The 16825-nt window shown below is 54.7% G+C and carries 9 protein-coding genes; 3 read left to right on the forward strand and 6 right to left on the reverse strand.

Annotated features, from left to right (window positions below; translation table 11 throughout):
* Positions 1-57: 57 nt before the first annotated feature.
* The 5 genes from ACNAOV_RS00125 to ACNAOV_RS00145 all read right to left on the reverse strand — a co-directional run bounded on the left by ACNAOV_RS00125 (position 58) and on the right by ACNAOV_RS00145 (position 7117).
* The gene (locus ACNAOV_RS00125) at positions 58-3516 is read right to left on the reverse strand and encodes an FtsX-like permease family protein (RefSeq protein WP_416517452.1); all 3459 of its coding nucleotides are present in this window, start codon (positions 3514-3516) and stop codon (positions 58-60) included.
* 2 nt (positions 3517-3518) lie between these two features.
* Positions 3519-4220, reverse strand: a complete 702-nt coding sequence (locus tag ACNAOV_RS00130) for an ABC transporter ATP-binding protein (protein WP_198216729.1) — start codon at positions 4218-4220, stop codon at positions 3519-3521.
* A 164-nt stretch (positions 4221-4384) separates the two neighbouring features.
* Positions 4385-5836, reverse strand: coding sequence for an ABC transporter ATP-binding protein (locus ACNAOV_RS00135; RefSeq protein ID WP_416517453.1), 1452 nt, complete (start codon positions 5834-5836; stop codon positions 4385-4387).
* Positions 5814-6512, reverse strand: a complete 699-nt coding sequence (locus tag ACNAOV_RS00140; protein WP_416517454.1) for an energy-coupling factor transporter transmembrane component T — start codon at positions 6510-6512, stop codon at positions 5814-5816. The genes ACNAOV_RS00135 and ACNAOV_RS00140 overlap by 23 nt, the downstream gene beginning before the upstream one ends.
* The gene (locus ACNAOV_RS00145; protein ID WP_101431750.1) at positions 6509-7117 is read right to left on the reverse strand and encodes an MptD family putative ECF transporter S component; all 609 of its coding nucleotides are present in this window, start codon (positions 7115-7117) and stop codon (positions 6509-6511) included. Before ACNAOV_RS00145 ends, ACNAOV_RS00140 begins: the two co-directional genes overlap by 4 nt.
* Positions 7118-7336: 219 nt before the next feature.
* Between ACNAOV_RS00145 and ACNAOV_RS00150 the strand changes: the two genes are divergently transcribed.
* From ACNAOV_RS00150 to ACNAOV_RS00160, 3 genes are all read left to right on the forward strand, one after another.
* Positions 7337-9217 carry an ATP-binding cassette domain-containing protein gene (locus ACNAOV_RS00150; RefSeq protein WP_416517455.1) on the forward strand — a complete coding sequence of 627 codons (1881 nt, stop codon included), beginning with the start codon at positions 7337-7339 and terminating at the stop codon, positions 9215-9217.
* Positions 9201-10952, forward strand: coding sequence for an amino acid ABC transporter ATP-binding/permease protein (locus tag ACNAOV_RS00155; RefSeq protein WP_416517456.1), 1752 nt, complete (start codon positions 9201-9203; stop codon positions 10950-10952). Before ACNAOV_RS00150 ends, ACNAOV_RS00155 begins: the two co-directional genes overlap by 17 nt.
* A gap of 974 nt (positions 10953-11926) precedes the next feature.
* Positions 11927-13852: a P-loop NTPase fold protein gene (locus tag ACNAOV_RS00160; RefSeq protein WP_416517457.1), complete on the forward strand. Its 1926-nt coding sequence runs from the start codon at positions 11927-11929 to the stop codon at positions 13850-13852.
* Between the two features lie 1499 nt (positions 13853-15351).
* On the opposite strand, the gene ACNAOV_RS00165 is transcribed toward ACNAOV_RS00160, so the two are convergent.
* Complete coding sequence (locus tag ACNAOV_RS00165) at positions 15352-16350, reverse strand: bacteriophage abortive infection AbiH family protein (RefSeq protein ID WP_416517458.1); 999 nt, start codon at positions 16348-16350, stop codon at positions 15352-15354.
* Positions 16351-16825 lie beyond the last annotated feature (475 nt).

The raw sequence follows: 16825 nt of genomic DNA on the forward strand, positions 1-16825 counted from the left end.
TTATGGACCCTTGGAGTGCCAGCTTACGCCATCAGCATGGGTAAATGCCGATATGGCCTAGTCCACCGACTTGAGGGCCTCCAGCATGTCCACATGCTTGAGCTTGTTGTTGACCATCCAGCCCAGGCCGGCCGTGATGACCGTGATCATGACCAGGGGCACGACGAAGGCCACCCAGCTGATGGAGGGGTCAAAGAGGACGTTGTCCGGCGGGACGGTGGTGATGATGTAGTGGTGCAGCCAGGCCCCGAACCCGTACCCGGCCAGGACGCCGATAGCCGAAAGGAGGATGGTCTCCCGGTATATGTACATGGTCACCTCGCGGTCGTAGAAGCCCAGCACCTTGATGGTGCTCAGCTCGCGGATCCGTTCCTCCACGTTCAGGTTGGTCAGGTTGTAGAGGATGACCAGGGCCAGCAGGGTGGCCACGATGATCAGCACCTGCATGATCATGTTCAGGGACCTGACCACGGTGTCGATCTGGCTCATCAGGGTCGTGTTCTGCACCACCCCCTGGATTCCGTCGATCCGCATGAAGGAGGCGGCCTGCCTTCTGGTGTTCTCCGCGCTCGAGTCCTTGAAGGTGACCAGATGGGCGTTGGGCGAGAAGTCCTGGTGGAAGACGGTCCTGTAGGCCGATGGGCTCATGAAGACGAAGTGCCCCAGGTACATCTCACAGATGCCGTCCACTCGCATGGTCCTGTCCCTGCCGCCTGAATCCTGCAGGGTGATCCTGTCGCCGGCCTTGGTCCCTGTCAGCTGGGCGATCCGTTCGGAGAGGATCACGCCGTCGCCCCTGAGGCTCAGGGGCTTGTGCCCCGACCGGGTGTCCATGCGGATGAAGTCGTCCAGGTGCTCGGCGCTGGCCGGCGCGATCATGGTGATGGACTGCTTGTCGGCGTTGTGGCCGGCCGTCTTGCTCATCTCCTCGTAACGCACGTTCAGGGAGCGGCTCACATCGGGCTTTTCCAGTCGTTTTTTGATGGATTGGCGCTGGTCGGATGTGGCCTGACTGTTCTCGGCGGCGATCAGGTCGTAGCGAATGACTTGGCCGAACTGGTGCTCGTTGATGGCCGAGATGGATCCCTGCACGCCGAATCCTGCCATCAGCAGGGCCACCGATCCGCAAACCCCGAAGATGGTCATCAGCATCCGCTGCTTGTAGCGGAAGATGTTCCGGGCGGTGACCTTGTGGGTGAAGTTGAGCCGGTTCCATATCAGGGGGATGTGCTCCAGGAAGATCTTCGAACCGGCGCTGGGCGGCTTTGGCAGGAGCAGCGCCGACGGCTTCTCGCGCAGCTCCCGCCAGGCGCTCAGGAAGGCCGGAACCACGGCGCTCAGGAAGGCCAGCAGGCAGGCCAAGAGGGTGATGGGCAGGTGGAAGCCGTAGTGGATGGGCGGCATGTCGAAGGCGTGGGCATAGGCCTGGTAGACGATCCAGGGCAGGAGGGTGTGGCCGGTGATGATGCCGAGGAGGGCGCCCAGGGCCGAGGCCGCTCCGCCATAGACCAGGAACTTGGCCATGACATCCCGGTCCCTGTAGCCCAGGGCCTTGAGCGTTCCGGCGTTGATCCGTTCCTCGTCCACAAAGCGCGTCATGGTGGTGAAGGTGACCAGGGCGGCCACCAGGTACATGAAGTAGGGGAAGACCTTGGCCAGCGAGTCCACGATGAAGGAGACGGAGGCGTAGACCTTGTAGCCCTCCGAGCCGGGCGCTTCACGGCGTGAGTCCAGGGCGTAGACCGGCTTTTCCAGTCGGCTCAGCTGGTCGGCCGCCTTGTTCAGCTTTTCCTGGGAGTCGTCGATCCTCTTCTGGGCGTCCGGGCTCTCCCTGTTGAACTTGCCCAGTTTGGTCTGGTACTCCGCGGTTTTCTGGTCCAGGATGGCCTGGGCCTGGTCGATCTGCCCCTGGGCTGAGGCACGGCTGCTGGCCAGCTGCTGCCGGGCCTGGGCTAGCTTGGCCCTGCCCTGGGCCAGCTGTGCGGAGCCCTGATCAAGTTGGGCTTTACCCTGGGCCAGCTGGCGCTCGCCCTCCTCCACCTTGGCTCTTGCTTGGCTCAGTTCCTGGCGTTTTGCGTCCAGGGTGTACTGGTTGGCCGCAATCTGGGACATGCCGGGGGTGTACTGGTTGGTCATGAAGGCATCGCGGCCCGCCTTGGCCTTGGCTACCAGTGCGTCGATTTGCGGTGACTGCTGGTTGAGCTCGGCCAGCTGGACCTGGAGTCCGGCCTTTCTGCGGTTGAGCTCGTCCTGCTGCTGGGGGGTCAGCCCGGGGGCGGCCAGCTGGGCGTCGATGGCCTGAATGAGGCCGCTGACTTGTGCTATGCCCTGTCTGCATTGCTTCTGGGCTTCCTGGGCCTGGGCTACAGCCTGGTCGGCTTGGGCCTTGCCGCCCTCCAGCTGCTGGCGGGAACTATCAAGTTTGGCCTGTCCCTGGTCGATGGCCTGCTGTCCCTGGTCGGCCTGCTGCCTGCCCTGGTCCACCTGGCTGGCGGAGGACTGGTACTGTTTTTGCTTTCTGGCCAGTTCGGCCGAGCTCAGATCCACCTCCTGCTGCCCTTGGTCAATTGCCGCCTGGGCCTGCACCGTCCTGGCGGCCAGTTGGTTCTTGGCGGACTGGATGCTCTGGGCACCCTGGTCCAGATCCTTCCTGGCCTGGTCCAGCTGCTGCCTGTTCCCTTCGAGTTCCTTTCTGGACTGGTCCACCTGATCCTGCCCCTGGTCCAGCTGCTTCTGCAGAGGAGCCTTGATGGCGTTCAGTCTGGCGGTGGGGCGTCCTGACAGAATCCTGTTCAGGTCGTCCTTGTGGGTCTGCAAGGCCTGGATGTACTGGTCGGAATAGTGGTCCCGGATCCGGTCCAGGTCCTTGAAAGTCAGGCGGGCGATCATGTACTCGTCCGAGTCGAAGGCTTTAGGTGTGGTCACAGCGTAGGAGTCCAGGGAACCGGATCCGGCCGTGGAAGGGCCCATGTTGACCTTGCTCAGGATCTCAGTCGACCTGACCGTGCCCACCACGCGCAGCTTGTGGTGCCTCAAGACCTTCCTGCCCAGCTGGTCGGCCTTCTCATCCACCTGGATGCTGCTGCCAATGGGGTGGCTCCCGGCCAGGGCCGTGTCGACCGCCACCTGGTCAGGCCTGGCCGGCATGGATCCGTCGACCAGCTCGTAGGTGGAGATCCGGTCGGGGGCGGAGTAGATGCGCAGGCTCTTGTCGGTCCCCTTGAGCACCACATCCTTCAGATACCCGTATTCGATGCCCGAGTTGCCCGGGGCGGTGTCGATGGCATCCCGGTCCTCCTGATCCAGCCCGTAGCTGCTGATGACCATCAGATCGGCCAGATGGTGGCTGGACAGGTAGGCGTTGCCGGCCTGCCGCATGTCCGGCCCGGTTACGCTCAGTCCGACCAGGGCGAAGGAGCCCAGCGCCACCAGACAGACGATGGAGATGAACCGTCCCAGGGACTTGCGCAGGGAGACCCGGATGTCGTGCCAGAGCACCTTCCTGACGGGCTGCATCCTCACCACTCCACGTTTTCGATGTCTTCGGGGCTGTCATTGGTCTGCACGGCCTGGACCCGGGCGTCGTGCATGCGGATGACCCTGTCGGCGATGGGGGCGATGGCCGCGTTGTGGGTGACGATGACCACGGTAGCGCCATTCTTGCGGCACTGGTCTTGGAGGATGCGAAGCACCTGCTTGCCGGTCCGGTAGTCCAGGGCCCCGGTGGGTTCGTCGCAGAGCAGGATCTTGGGGTTCTTGGCCACGGCCCGGGCGATGGCCACACGCTGCTGCTCGCCGCCGGAAAGCTGGGCGGGGAAGTTGTCGATCCGGTCGCCCAGGCCCACGTCGACCAGGGTCTGGACCGGGTCGGCGGCATCGTCCACGATCTCCGAGGCCAGTTCCACATTCTCCCTGGCGGTCAGGTTGGCCACCAGGTTGTAGAACTGGAAGACGAAGCCCACGTCGTAACGGCGGTAGGTGGTCAGCTGCCGGGCGTCGTAGCCGGCGATATCCTTCCCGTCCACGATCACCTGGCCCTCGTTGCAGGTGTCCATGCCGCCCAGAATGTTCAGCACGGTCGACTTGCCCGCGCCCGAGGCGCCGAGGATGACCACCAGCTCGCCCTTCTCGATGGAGAAGGTGACCTCATTGTTGGCCACGATGGTCGTCTCGCCGGTCACATACCGCTTCGTCTCTCCGATGACGTCGATATAGCCCATCATGCCCTCTCATAACCCTGGCTGTGCGGCGGGGTCGTCCGACGCAAGGGACGCCCTCCTGATGCTCTTTTCCCCACTACTGTATACGTTCGCGGGGTCCGGAGCACAGGAGAACCGCCTGCCGGGAGGCGTCATGTTCACCGACCCTGCAAGGGTTCGGAGGTTCAGAGGGCTTGCAGGAGGTTGCCCAGTTTGCGGCTGTCCCTGACCGGTCTGCCCTGGCGGAAGGTGATGAACCGCTGGCAGGTCTGGGCCAGGAACTCCTGGTCGTGTGAGATGACGATCACCATGACCCCCAGGAAGCGCATGTAGCGGATCATCCCGGTCACCTGGTTCATGTGGAGCAGGTCCAGGCCGCTGGTGGGCTCGTCCAGCACCACCAGGCGCTTGCCCGACAGTATGGCGGCCGCGATGGCCACCCGCTGCTTCTCCCCGCCGGAGAGGGTGTTGGGGTGCCGGCCCAGGAGCCGCTCCAGGTCCAGCTTTCGCGCTACTTCCTCGAAGAGGTCGGTCCGCCTGGCTCCAAGGAGCATCTCGCCCTCCACGGTCTCGCTGAAGAGCTGGTAGTTGACATCCTGGAAGACCATATAGGAGTCCTCGACGCGCTCCCTGACGGTCTGCTTCGTCCCATTCAGGCTGATCTCCGACCTGTCGCCAGGCTTGAGCAGTCCGGTCAGGACGGAGGCGAAGGTGCTCTTGCCGGCACCGTTGCGGCCGATGATGCCGGTGATGTCGTCGCTGGACAGGGTCAGGTCGTCCACATCCAGGGCAGGATCCTGGTCGTGGTGGTAGGCATAGGTTAGGTTCCTGACCCGCAAGAGGTCGGGGGTCTTCTCGGTAGTGACCCTGGCTGGGGCGCTCGCATTCTCGGTCGCGTCCAGATTCAGGGCCCGCAGCCCCATGGCCTGGCGACTTGGGCCGTCGAGTCTTCTCATGGCGGCCGGGGTCAGGTGCTCCGCCAGTCTGCCGTCCTTCATGACCAGAAAGTCGTCGGCAAGGCCGTCCAAATAGTAGAGGCGGTGCTCGATCAGGACAATGGTCAGGCCCCGGTCCTTCAAGCGGCCTAGGATCTGCGCCAGGCTGGCCACTGCTTCGACGTCCAGGTTGCCGGAGGGCTCGTCCAGGACCAGAATCTGCGGGTCCATCATGCAGGAGGAGGCGATGGCGATCATCTGCTTCTCGCCCCCGGACAGGGAGAAGATGTCTCGGTCCATGAGTGGGGCGATGCCGAAGAGGTCGGCCACCTGATCTATACGCTCACGGATGGCTTCCGGCTGGACCCCGGTGTTCTCCAGGGGGAAGGCCAGTTCGCTGCGGACGTCGGTGGTGAAGAACTGGGTCTTGGGGTTCTGGAAGACCGACCCCACCTGTTCCGAAAGCCGGTAGATGGGCCGGGCCGTGGTGGGTTCGCCCCCGATCAGGCACTCCCCCTCCAGCTTGCCCTCGTAGAGTTCGGGAATCAGGCCGTTGATGACCCTGGACAGGGTGGTCTTGCCGCAACCGCTCGGCCCGGTGATCACGGTCAGCCGTCCCTGGCCCATCCGGCAGGAGACCTCCTGGAGGGAAGGCTGGCTGGCGCCCTCGTAGGTGAAGCTAAGCCTGGAACATTGCAACATAGGCTCCACATCCCATAAGGACCAGACCCAGGGCACACATGAGCGCATCCAGTCTGGTGAAGGCAATCCGTTGGATGGAGGTCTTGGGCCCGGGGTCGCCGATCCCCCTGGTCAGGGCGGCCGAGGTCAGGTCGGAGGCCACATTGGTGGCGTTATTGAGCAGGGGGACGTAGATGTACTCCATGGTTCGCATCGGATGCCTGACCATGTCGCCGGTGGTGACCGCGATCCCCCTGAATTTCATGGCCCGCCTGATCTGGGCATAGTCGTGCCTGACGGTCGGGAAGAAGCGGAAGAGGACACTGACGGGGATGACCAGCCACTGGGGGGCGTGGATCCTGCGCAGCAGGTAAACCAGCTCCGAGACCTTGGTGGTGCCCATCATGAAGGCCGCAACCAGCACCAGGGGGAGGATCCTGCCCACGCCGATGAAGAGGAAGAGCAGGTAATGCCCCGGCAGGTTCTCGGGAAAGACCATGGCCAGGGAGGCGCCCAGGGCGAAGACCAGACAGACCAGAAGCCAGGCCTGGCCCTTCCTCACTCTGCCCACGATGACCTGGAAGCTGCAGAAGTAGATGTTGATGGCCAGGACCAGCGGAGTGGGGAGGGTGACGAAAATCAGGGCGTTGGCGAAGATGACCAGCAGGAATCTGGTGTAGATGGAGATGGGCCTCATTGCTTGGCGGGTATCCGGTTGAAATGCCGGTCGACGATCCGGGCGCCTATCCATGCCCCGAGCAGGGCGCCGACCAGGGTGGCCAGGATGCAGACCAGGAAAGTGGCTCCGGTGATGGGTGCGAAGACCCCGTTGATGTACTCCTGGCTCTTGCCGCGGCGGACTAGGCTGGCCACATAGGCGTCCTTCATGAACCAGAGGGGTAGGACGGGGCCGGTGCAGCCGAAGGTGAGGATGACGTAGCTCAGGTAGCGGGCCAGGTTGGGGCGGCTCTCCCTGAGCGAGGACTGAACCAGGTCAGCCAGCAGGCCGCAGAAGGCGTAGGGGATGAAGGAGAGGGCGAAGTGGCCGAAGACCAGCAGGAATAGGCCCATGATGACGCCGACGATGGTGATGGCCCCGAACCTGGGCACCCGGCGGATCATCAGCATGTAGACCGGGCCGGAGACCAGCCCCACCACAGCGGGGATAAAGAGGGAGGACAGACCGGGCATGACCAGGCCAGCCAGGAAGACGGTGATGAAGTTGCCCACCGCCATGCTGACGAAGTAGAGGGCCGTGAAAATGCCGACGTTGACCAGGTCTTTTGTCTTCAGTGCTTTCATAAAGGATCGCTCCCATCTGGGTGGCGGTCGCTCGGCCCTAGGCCATATCCGCCGATTTCAGGTTGTGCCGTCAAGTTTAGGAGGGCCGGGAGGGAAAGTAAATGATATTTTTTTATGTCTCTTGCCAGTGCTTCACAATCAGGGTATTGCCTGGCGCGCGAGGATTTTGTTAGTGTCCACTGAGAGGGGCGTATCAGAAAGGCGGCACGGAGGACAGGCATGATCAGCAAGCGACTACTTCATCTACCGGGAGCCAGGATGGGCGTCAGCCTCCTGCTGGCCCTCCTGCAGACGATCGGCGCATTGGCGGAGGTCCTCCTCTTGCCGGTGGCCATCGCGGCCGTGGGCCGTTCCCTTGGCCTGCCTGTCCCCCATGCCCTTGCCTGGGTGCCCGGTCGACCAGGGCCTCTGGCGGCCTTGATAGGCGCGCTGATCCTGGTTCGGCTCCTGGCCCAGGCGGTCGCCAGGTCCGTCAGCGCCCGGCTGGCTGATGGGATGGGCAAGGCGCTCTCCCAGGCCCTGTACCTGTCCGTGTTCGACCCCAATAGGCAGGAGGACGACCTGGGCGTTCCGGCGCAGACCCTGGCCAGGCTTTCAACCGAGGGGGTCAAGTCGGTCGTCTCCTACTTCACAGCCTATATTCCGGCCCTGGTCCAGACTGCCCTGATGCTGGTCGTGACCCTGGTCGTCCTCCTGCCTGTCAGCCCCCTGGCTGCTGGGATTGTCGTAATCGGTATGGTGGCCCTGCCTCTGGCTTCCAAGCCCACCATGGGCGAGAACATCAAGGTGCAGCTGGGCCAGTTGCGCAAGTATGACAAGGTCGGCGTCCACTTCGAGCATGCCCTGAGGGGGCTCAACACCCTGAAGATCTTCGGGGCAGATCAACGGCAGGCCGACGATCTGGCCGAGGAGTCCGAGGGGTTCCGCCGGATAACCATGGGGGTTCTGGGCGGGCAGCTGCGCTCGCTGATCAAAGCCGACGTGGTCATCTACACCAGTCTTATTCTGGCGGTTGCAGCTACGGTCCTGATCGGGCAGGACGGGCCCTCTCGAGTGTTGTCCTGCCTGGTTGTCGCCCTGGCTGGGGTCCGGCTCTTTGCACCTGAGCGACAGCTGGTCTATATGATGCATTCCGGCATGGTCGCCATTAAACAGGGCAAGGCCATCGACGATATTCTCCAGGCGCGGCAGGGGAGCGACGGGGAGTTGGCGGCTCCGGGGACGACTCCTGAGTCACGCGAGAGTACGGGTTCGGAGACGGCTCCGGAAGCGAGTCTCGAAACTTCTGAGGTAGCAGTTCGGGAATCTGACTCGGCATCCGCTTCGAAGCAAGCAGATCAGGCGGATATGTCTGGCGATGATTCGCTAGGCATCAGCGCTCGCGATTTGACCTACACCTATCCTGACGGCTTCCAGGCCCTGACCGATCTGAACTTCGATCTGCCTGCCAAGGGACATGTGGGTTTGGTCGGCGCTTCGGGCTCCGGCAAGAGCACCTTGGCGGGCCTGCTGTCCGGGCGCCTTCAGGGGTATGCCGGAGAGCTGTCCATTGGCGGGCGCCAGATCAGTGACCTGTCGCGCGAGGATCTGGTCGGCCTACAGACCGTGGTTCGGGGAACCGATCACCTCTTCACCGGAACCATCAGGTCGAATCTGGACCCGGCCGGACTGGGCTACTCGGATTGGGAGCTGCAGGATGCGCTGGACCAGGTCGACCTGACCGGTCTTGTCCAGAGCAAGGGCGGGCTGGACGCTCCTATCGACCCCGAGGGAGGCAACCTTTCCGGAGGGCAGCGGCAGCGCCTGTCCATTGCCCGTGGGCTCCTGCGGCGTTCTCCTTTCTATATCTTCGACGAGGCCACCAGCGCCGTGGATCGCGAGCATGACGCCACTCTGGCTGCTTTGATGGATGCGTTGGGCAAGGAGTCCCTTGTCCTGACCATCACCCACCGCCTGGCCGGGGTTCGTAATGCTGATTCCATCCTCTTCTTGCAGGGGGGCCGTCTGGCGGAAAGCGGTGGTTTCTGTGATTTGATGGATGCCGGGGGCGGATTTGCGGCCCAGTGGAAGGAGCAGGCCCAGTATGAGGACGGGGAGTGACGACATGCAGCAGACGACCGGCAATCTGACGATGATGCGCCGTATGGCCCGGCTGATGAAGCCTCTGGCCGGTACGGAGGGCAAGGCCATCCTCTGCGGCAGCCTGGGCCACCTCTTCGCGGTCTGGAGCATGATGGCAGCCGCAGCGGCCCTGATTGGCCTGGTTACAGACTGGCCCCCGTTGAATGGCCAGTGGGTCGTCTGGGCCCTGGTGGCGGTTCTGACTGCTCTCAGCCGTGGGGTCATGGCCTATGGGGAGCAGTACTACAACCACGAGATGGCCTTCAGCATGCTCCGTGACATTCGCACGACGGTCTTCGACAAGATGCGGTCCCTGGCCCCGGCCGGCCTGCGCGATCAGGCGCGCGGAGACATGGTGACAGTGATCACCAACGACATCGAGCTGCTGGAGATTTTCTACGCCCACACGCTTTCGCCCATCGCCATCGCCCTGGTGACCTCCCTGGCCAACCTGGCCCTGCTCACCTGGCTCTCGCCCTGGATGGGTCTGGCCGCCCTGGTCTCCTACCTGATCGTCGGCCTGCTTATCCCCATCCTGAGCGCAAGGCCCACCTTCAAGGTGGCTATGGAGGAGCGAACGGCCCAAGCCAATTTGCACTCTCTACTTCTGGAGACCCTGCAGGGTCGCACCGAACTGGCGGGGTTGGGGGCTCTTGGCAACACCCGTCGCCGGGTGGGAGCTGCCACGGATCAGATGCTGAATGCCCGGGGGCGCACCTCTGGGCGGACCATCGCCAACGACATGGTCACCAACGTGGTCACTCTGATCTGCGTTGGAGCTTTCACCCTGATGGCCTGCCACCTAGGTTCGGCAGGGTTGGTGGATCCGGCTCGTGGGATGATCGGACTGGTCGGCTTCCTCTCTTCCTTTGCTCCCTTGATACCTGTGGCCCGGCTAGGTGCTGGCTTGCAGCCTACTCTGGCTGCTGCCAGGCGGGTTTTCTCGCTTTTGGACAAGGAGCCGCCTGTGCGTGAGGTGGAATCCGATCATGGGAATCTTCTGGCGGAGTTCACTGGAGAGGAGGCCAAGGCGGTTTCCTTCTCCTACGCTGGCAAGACTGACACGTGCAAGACTCACTCGGGTGAACATGGTGGTCGAATCTCGGTTTTGGATAATCTGGATCTTTCCATCAAGCCTGGCGAGCTGATCGGCATCCAAGGCGCCAACGGGGCTGGCAAGTCCACTTTGATTGACTTGCTGATGCGGTTCCAGGAGCGTAGCGGCGGGGACCTGACCGTCTCTGGCCTGCCTATCGAGACCATCCGCACCGCCGATCTGCGTGCTCAGCAGACTCTGGTGAGCCAGGACACCTACATATTCAGTCTCACCTTGGCTGACAACATCGCCTTGGCTCGGCCCGAAGCCAGCAGGGCGGATATCGAGCAGGCGGCCCATGACGCATGCTTGGACGATTTGATCGACCAGTTGCCCGACGGCTTGGATCACCTTCTGGCTGACAACGGCTCGGACCTGTCCGAGGGGCAGCGGCAGCGGATAGCATTGGCTCGCGCCTTCCTGAGCTCGGCCCCCTTCATGCTCCTGGACGAGCCCACCAGCAACATGGATGCTCTCTTGGAGGGCCGGGTTCTGACCAGGCTGATTGAGCGGAAGGATGACCGTACCTGTCTGATTGTTTCTCATCGTCCTTCGGTCTTTGCCCGGGTTGACCGGTTGCTGACGCTACAGAATGGCAGACTGCTAGTTTCTGCCTAATTATTTTTTGGATGACATGCTGACTAATTACAATGTTGACTAGAATCTTTGCATATATACAAATCTGTGTCAGCAATAAATATGTAAAAGACAAGAGAACACACTTGAGAGTTCCTTATCGCCGAACCTGAAACGAGATTACTCACTAGAGACAAATCAGAGGACATTAGTTCGAAGGGGCAAGTGCGCATTCTCGTACTGGAATGACGATACGGATCTGAAACAGGACCTTATCCGAAGATTTAGCAAGCACGAAAGGATAGGAAAGTTCGCTGATGGCTCCTATACTGATTTGGGCCGGACAGATGAACAATCAAGACTGGCTCAGTGTCATTTGACAGGATTTCAGTTTAGTGCGCGAACGTGCCAAGATAAAATGCCGTTACGTTGTTCTGGCTTTCTGCACGGCTTTCTTTGGGTGAGAGGAGAGATCGTGGCGTCAATAATTTCGATAGACCAGATTTTCTTTAAATAAGCTAGGTGTAGAGTGTTTGTTATTTACATTGCCTACTAATTCGAATTGGGTCTGCGTGAGCATTCGGAGATTCTCGGAAAGCTGGACATGGGGGGCAGTTTTAATAGACTGAGGTATGACCGTAGTCATTGCGGTGCGAGCCGTCCAGGTTGAGCTTGAGCCCAAAGGAATATGTGTTGGCAAAGGCGTTAGCACATCGTACTTCCGTAATTAATGCTTCTATATTAGATGCTTAATTGCCTTATTCACTTTCCATAAGTATAGGTGCTCTATTTCTATTCACTTATCCTTATGTTGAATACTGTGTAATAATAGATATTGCTGGAGAGCGGTAAAACTCTCGAAAATGAGGTTCGGCTATAAATATACTTGCAAAAAGATATACGGATTTATCTTACACAAAGAGCCTTTGGGTATGAATTTTCAGTTCAACAATTAGATAATTCACGTGTATTGAGCAATAGTGTTATCAAAGAGGAAGAGCTTTGAGGGATCGCTGATGGTTTTGCGAATAGACAGAATTGATACAAAAGAGCAGGCGCAGATCTTTGCCGAGAGGTTGGTATCTTCATCGCAAATATATTTTCTTGATGGAGCATGGGGTAGCGGTAAGAGTGAATATCTGAAAAATGTAGAGTCATATTTGCCTAAACAATTCAAATTCGTTCAATTGACGTTATGGAAGCCTAGCAGTAAGGCTACATTGGCCAAAAAGCTGTTTGCTGTTACTAATCCTTACCTGTCATTTTTGGGCACTTTTTTTGGGTGGGTTTTGATATCCATTATGGTATTTGGCAGTATCGTATTGACCTATGAAAGTGTTATGCCGACTAGTAATACTCGAGATATCCCTCTGCTCATTACCGCAATAGCTGTCATAGTGACCACATTATATGGGTTCTTGAAAAGAAAATGGTTGGACGTAGATTGTATAAGGATGGTTATGTCCTCGTGGACTTTAAGATCTAAGAGACACCATAAAATACTTGTTGTGGACGATTTCGACCGTCTTGATGAAAATCTTCAAAGAGAGTTATATATACTTTTCAACTCTGTTAGGGCGGTACCTTCTGGTTTGCTTAAAGCATTTCAGGAACCCGCACGGGTAGTGTTCGTGGGTGACTTGCGGAAGTTAAAAAATACTGAAGATAATTATTTGGGCAAAATAATAGATCAAAAGGTTGCGCTTCCCTTCCGGCTCCAATCCAACAGTGTTGCACACTACATGGCTATTAAATTGACAAATGAACTGGGCTGTGACTGTTCAATGATTAAAGGATTGTTCACTGAAGAGAAGCGTACATTACGTGACGCAAATCAGTTCCTTGCTTATGTAGAACAAGAAGTAATAGAGGAGCGAAAAGCAGGAAAAGTCCAATTAGATCAAGAGCTATTTGTTATATATCTCTATGTGTTTCATCCAGACAAATATCGCATGTTATTAGATGGCTGGTTGCCAGAGTCAAAAGGAAGTAAAGAAGTAGTTTCTCCAACCAACAGAAAAGTTGAAGATAAGAAGCATGACACGACTCTGGTTACGGAACTGATGCAAGCGATGTTTCAGCCTAGATCGTCAAATCCCCCTGATTTTCAGAAAAACAAGTCGGCTTATTTTGTCAACGAGCTAGCTACTAATCACTCGCTTTTTGAATTAAGAGAAATCATTGATTCGGATTCAGAAACTCTTGTTAGATTGCTTAGCGCTAATGAAGCTTCTAAAGATGCTTGGTATGAAGAGTTTTGTTACTTTATCGAAAATATGGTAGCAGAAGAATATGAGACGGTTCAACAGGTGCTAGAGCAATCTGCGATGTTGATCATGAGATCTGAAGTGAGGCATCAACCAAATTCTCTTATTCGTCTTATTTTCAGAAGGCGCTGCGATGCAATCATTGGAAAGAATAGAGATATTCATGATAAAGATCTCATAATAAAATACAATGAGATTTTCGCTAGTGCTGGGGTTATAAATCCCACTGAATGCATGTTTTATTACAGAACGTGTTTGGACTTATACGGTAGGTGGGAATACGAAGGAGGGTATATATCCCGTTCGGTGCCATTTATTAATAATAAAAATGTTATGGAATATTTTAGTGATACTGCGAGAACGGTGGAGGGGAATCTAAATTTTGGTAAAAACGATTATGATGCAGAGGCCCTGATTGTGCAATTGGGATATAGCTATTATATTGACGGACCAATCGATCCACATGTGAATCCTGATTTCCGATCAAAAGTTGGATCAATTGAAAAGCTAAAGCCGTCTGAATATCAAGAATTTTGGAAGACGTACAATATCCAACCATGGGAAAACGATAGGACTGTTTTAACTGGTAGTAAAGCTTTGGATTTCGACTATAGAGGTCAAAAATATAGCGTCAACGTATTGAATCGCCTAACTCGCGGGTCTAATCAAGGTTAATATTCAGCTTCATTCGTCAGATCATACCATTGCTGAATTTGTCTAATAGTAGTATTCCAAGAGGTACTGAAGAAAATATGTCTGATGACTGTGAATTGTGAGTATGTGGGTATTGAATGATAGGGAACAATTGGTAAAAGCATCTAATTTTGTTGTCATTAGTCGTAACCACTCAAAGTAGAGCAATGGCTCAATTTGGTAGTTTATCAAGATGTATCTGAAGCTATTGGTTGTAAAGCTCAGAGATATGCTCTGGCAGCAAAACGGTCAATTTGTTATTAAGCGTCTGAGTAACCTCAAGAATGCTTGGAATTTGAGCTGGTTCGGAATTGTCATGAATTCGGTTCCTTGCGATTGTTTGCCGGTAGCTAGAGCTTGAAAGTCCAGTGTCAGCAGTGACTCTTTGCTAGAAGAGTAGAGTTTTTGGTAATACGCTCTTTGGCATTATTGATGTCTAGGTCTAAGACATCTCTCTCTCTCTCTCCCCCCCCCCCCCCCCCCCCAGCCGGAGGAGCTTTATCTTTACGCTTATGCGATTAGAGAGTGTTGTTTGTCTCATCATTTATACACGGCGTAATGAAATTAACTTATTATTTGACACAACCCTAGTTATACTTCTGTCAGAAGAATTTCTTCCGATCCAATACTATAAATATATAGGAAACGCAGAGGAACATTAAAGAGAAAACTTAAAAACGGGGCAGTTCAAGGTGTAGATTTATAACTTGACAGCTCGCACTAAAAGACACAATTATTTGTGGAGACTATAAGGCGGTATTGTCATGTGACTTCAGCGTACGATCGAGCTCTTGCCTACTATCGTAATGGTTATAGGGTCAAAGACCCCTCTGGCAGCCAAGAATGACGAGGTTAGTAAAATGAATTAGGTTTTGGCCGATTGTTGAAATGCTCTCGAATGGGAATGTAACTAAAACGTGGATGTATGAAAGAGGCATAAATAGCGCAAAAAGATAACTAGTTTATTGGTGCCTTTAGAGTTTTAAAGTTTGACTATAGTATCATTTTTCCTTCTCTCTCATTTAGAAATAGCAAGCTACACGAAATCTTGTCATGTGCTATTGCTTAAAGATGCGTTAAAGATACAGTTGTATAAAACAGGACCGGATTCATAGGCTCGTGACATGGTTGTCAAGATGACGGTATTTGATGCCTAGCAACCGTTAACGCATGAATCGAGTCCTTCTCCTGGCTCCTATGGAGTCAATGAAATGATTTCACCACTGCTATCTTCCTAGTTCTAAGGGATTCTTGAGCATACGACTGGGATTGTGCGGACACCAGTAAGATCATGAGCTGATGAGGCAATTAGCGATCCTCTCGTTTCTGTTCTACGAGATTAAGGGCTCCCATGTTTTCCACCACAAAACGAGATTACGTCAAGAAAAATGTGCTTAAAACCAACCTTTTCGCAGGAATGGGTTGATGTGTAAATTGATTCATTCCATTTAAGGATAAGCTATGATTTTTCTGCTTGTTGGTCATAAACTCATGAAATACTTTTCAGGCGTGATTATTGTTAATCTGTTTTTGGGGATGCCATTATTCTCGGCTCTTGAGCGCATTTCGCTATTTCGCCTAGTGTCTTCTTTTAAGCTTGTACTGCCATGATAAGTAATAGTCCATTTCGCTTGTGGATATACTTGTGCTATTTTTCTTATATACGGTGTGTCGGCTTCCCCTAGTGAGTGACCGATAACAATAATCTCGTCGACTGTTTGTTTATTTATATTAATTAGGAAGGATTTGAGGGCTTCAAAACCGGCATCGAGATTTTTTTCAGTTATCGAAATGATTGATTTACCTATACTTTCAGCAGCTTTGTTTATTTGATCATCTACTGTTTTTTGGAAGACATAGGGATTTATGTCATAAGGGGCGTATTCTTCACTTTCTTTGTCTATAAGACCCCTTACTTTGGTTTTAGGACCATGACCGACGATTATTTCACCTGAAGCGGTGGAACCGTGAATATGACAAACTCGATTTGCTTTCACTGCATATTTCTTTTCAAGTGTCATTGTATAGTTGAAAGTTATAAATAGATCATCGTGCGATGGCCAATTCGGAACAGTACAGAAATCTTCATCAAGGTCGATGTTGCTAATCCATTCTTTTATATGTTCAGAAAGAGCTCCGTATTCATTAATATCTACATTTAAGACATTCTCTAACAAAAGATTATCGGGTTCAATTGGACCTACATCATCCGGGTTGCTTGAGCTAACTACCTCACGGTAAGCACTTTCAAATTTCCCAAGTATCTCTTCGACATTTGGTCTGCCGAGGTTTCTCTCCAAATCTGCCCAGGGGTGTTCAAGGTCATCTGGACTTTCAAACATGTCTGAATGCCATAATTGACCAGAAGGGGAAGTTATAAAATTTTCCCAACTGGTATTTAACCCATGGAGAATATCAAAGCCGTTACCAATGATATAAAGACGTCCCATTACTATCTCCATCTCTATTTCCTCTACCATTTTGCTGTTTATTAATTCAAAATGGTAATGTGCCTGGAGTGAATAACGGAATCAGTCGTATGTATATAATTATATTTTGTATAGTAAGAAGTTGGCTCGAATGGGCTTGATAATCTTGGTAGCATACGGGAGACCCATACAATAAGCAATTAATGTGGTTACTGAGCAACAAATGATTCCTCAATAAAACTCATTGATAACCCAGAATCACGTAAACAGGAATAAATGTTTCCAAGTTTCAAAGTAACCGAAAATGCATGGGATCACGTTATGCGCCTAGGCTCAGTGAACTGATGGGATACCCAGCCGATATTGTCTTGGCGCTGCAGATGATGGTACTTGGATGACATTTAATTGATGCGTTAAGTAAATCAAAATTGTATCATAGCAGGTAGGTCATGGAAGGCTGATCTGGAAACATAGAGATGGGCATGTCGTTACAAAAATGCAGTCGGGCGTATTAATCGACATGAGC

Source organism: Bifidobacterium asteroides (genome assembly GCF_048001765.1).
In the GTDB taxonomy this organism is placed as follows: domain Bacteria; phylum Actinomycetota; class Actinomycetes; order Actinomycetales; family Bifidobacteriaceae; genus Bombiscardovia; species Bombiscardovia asteroides_K.